The organism is Haladaptatus sp. W1 (assembly GCF_001723155.1).
GTDB lineage: Archaea > Halobacteriota > Halobacteria > Halobacteriales > Haladaptataceae > Haladaptatus > Haladaptatus paucihalophilus.
In genome coordinates this window covers 1-2,205 of record NZ_MEIH01000025.1, presented here as the reverse complement: position 1 = coordinate 2,205, position 2,205 = coordinate 1, and the positions used below count along the sequence as shown (strand labels likewise).

Sequence of the window (2,205 nt, the reverse complement as noted above, 5' to 3'; positions counted from 1 at the left end):
CGAAGCTGCACAAGTCGCTGGAGTAAGAGAGGAGTTGTTCGACGAACACCCGAACTCATTGACGAAAGGGTTGCGCCAGCGAGTCGCAATCGCTTCGATCTTGGCGATGAAACCCAACACAATCATCGTTGATGAGCCGACAACCGGCCAAGATGCTCAGCAGTCTATCGAGATCATGAATTTCCTTCGTCGGCTCAAAGAAGAAGAAGACAGAACGATCATCATCGTCACCCACATCATTCCAATTATACAACAGTACTGTGATCGAGTTATCTGTCTCAAACATGGACAAGAATTGATCGAAGGCTCACCGCGGGAAGTCTTTGACCAACCAGATACGCTCGCCGAATCAGCAGTGCAGGCCTCACAAATAACGCGCTTCAGCTACGAACTCGATACGCAGTTCCCGGACATCCATCGACCGTATCTCACTGTTGAAGAAGCGGTGCAGGATTTCCAGTCCGCGACCAAGAAGCAGTAATACAAGGTTCCCTCTGATGAATACAATTCTCGTCCTTAATCCAAATACCTCAGAGGCGATGACTGAAGACATCGCAAAATCAGCAGAGCAAGCAGCATCTCCCCAAACAGAAACAATCGTCACGAATCCAGATATCGGTCCGGAATCACTCGAATCATATTACGAGTACCATCTCGCCGCCATCGCGATGCTCGAAACGATTGCTGATTATCGGGGAGAAGTTGATGGGGTTGTCATCGCCTGCTATGGCGACCCTGGACTCTACCCGCTGAAAGAAGTCTTCGATGTTCCTGTCGTTGGCGTTGCGGAAGCGTCGCTGGCGACAGCAACCTTGCTTGGCCATCGGTTTAGCATCTTGGTCGCCCTCCCACGGGCAATCCCAATGATGGAGAATATGGTCCACTGGTACGGGCTAAGTAATCGACTCGCCTCCGTCGAGTCGACTAACCTATCGGTGCTCGAGTTAGAAGAAGACAAAGATGAAACAGTGGATGCGTTATCACGAGCAGGGGAGCGAGCGAAGGATGCTGGAGCAGAAGTTCTTATCCTCGGTTGTTCTGGAATGGCCGGTCTACAGAAAAGGGTCGCCGAGCGTACCGCTGTGCCAGTTATAGATCCGGTCGAAAACGCGGTCAAAATGGTTGGTTTACTTGCCGAGCAGGGCCTCGTTCAGAGTGAAGCAGGACTATATCAGACCCCTCCAAAAAAGGATATTCGGGGAGATATGCCGGGAGATCTGTCTCGTTGAGGGATTTACAGGTGGAACAGAACGAGTACCTCAAGGCGTGATTCCGAACAGTTCACTAAATTACTCGATTTGAGTGAGAATCTTCGCCTCAGCCTTGCGAAGATGTTCAAGAAACGTCGTTTTCGAGATGTCTAAATCTTTAGCAAGGCCACGCGATGTCGCTTCACGTGGCCACGAATAATAGCCGTTTTCTCGAGCATGGTCGAATATCTCTCGTTGGCGCGCGGAAAGGAGATTGAGTATTGATTGTTGACTGTTGGAGCGGTCGTAAGTAGATATCTGGAGAATTTCGATGTCGGCGTCCATCTCCTCCTCGATAGCTGCAAGTTGTTCTTTCACCTCTTTCCGACCTTGATGGGCCACAACCGTCCATCGCTCAAGCCCATCATAGATCCGAACGGGGCCATCATAGACAAATCCACGAGAAACGAATGAATGGTCGATGCTATTTTCAGGGTTGAACTCGACAAATATTTCCCGGTCGCGTTTCCGGGGGCTGCCACAGGAGATTGACTCGTGTCGTAACTGTACTGAATTTCCCGAACAGAGTCAGTCAAAGGCGATTCTCTCGTTTGTTGAATCAAATCCTCGATTTCAGAGACAGAGTCCCCATAGACGGTGAATCTTGATTTTGCCTGACCGTCATTCGTGGTGAAAACGCCGTGGCCAAGGAGCCCCGCCTGGGTTTGTTCAGTCACTTGTAGTGTCCAGCAGTTTGGATGCCACAGTTGGATTTTCAGTCGGAGCATTTCTGCCGGCATCTGTTCTGACATGGTATGACGTACCGTCGGCAACGATTCCGCGTCCACGACGGCACGAACTGTCGGTCGGTTCATACCGAAACGTCCACGTCGAATCGCCGAAATCAGTCCCCCGAACATGTTCCGCTCGCCGTCCCTCGCGCGGAGTCCGTCCACGGGGCCGACGAGAACGTGGCCGAACGGGAACGCCATCGGTGGTCCACGGTTGGCGTCGA

Annotated in this window: 5 protein-coding genes; 3 read left to right on the top strand and 2 right to left on the bottom strand. The window is 51.6% G+C overall.

The window, feature by feature from the left end:
* Positions 1-481: ATP-binding cassette domain-containing protein (locus tag BG842_RS01205; RefSeq protein WP_139135977.1), on the top strand; the 481-nt coding region annotated here is incomplete at its 5' end.
* Between the two features lie 16 nt (positions 482-497).
* Complete coding sequence (locus BG842_RS01200) at positions 498-1,229, top strand: aspartate/glutamate racemase family protein (protein ID WP_069449350.1); 732 nt, start codon at positions 498-500, stop codon at positions 1,227-1,229.
* Positions 1,230-1,289: 60 nt separating this feature from the next.
* Here BG842_RS01200 and BG842_RS30820 read toward each other — a convergent pair whose 3' ends face one another.
* Positions 1,290-1,568 carry a helix-turn-helix domain-containing protein gene (locus BG842_RS30820; protein WP_254662814.1) on the bottom strand — a complete coding sequence of 93 codons (279 nt, stop codon included), beginning with the start codon at positions 1,566-1,568 and terminating at the stop codon, positions 1,290-1,292.
* Positions 1,565-2,002, bottom strand: coding sequence for a hypothetical protein (locus tag BG842_RS30815; RefSeq protein ID WP_254662813.1), 438 nt, complete (start codon positions 2,000-2,002; stop codon positions 1,565-1,567). The genes BG842_RS30820 and BG842_RS30815 overlap by 4 nt, the downstream gene beginning before the upstream one ends.
* Positions 2,003-2,005: 3 nt before the next feature.
* Here BG842_RS30815 and BG842_RS30485 point away from each other — a divergent pair.
* On the top strand, positions 2,006-2,205 hold a 200-nt coding region (locus BG842_RS30485; RefSeq protein ID WP_217493261.1), incomplete at its 3' end, for a hypothetical protein.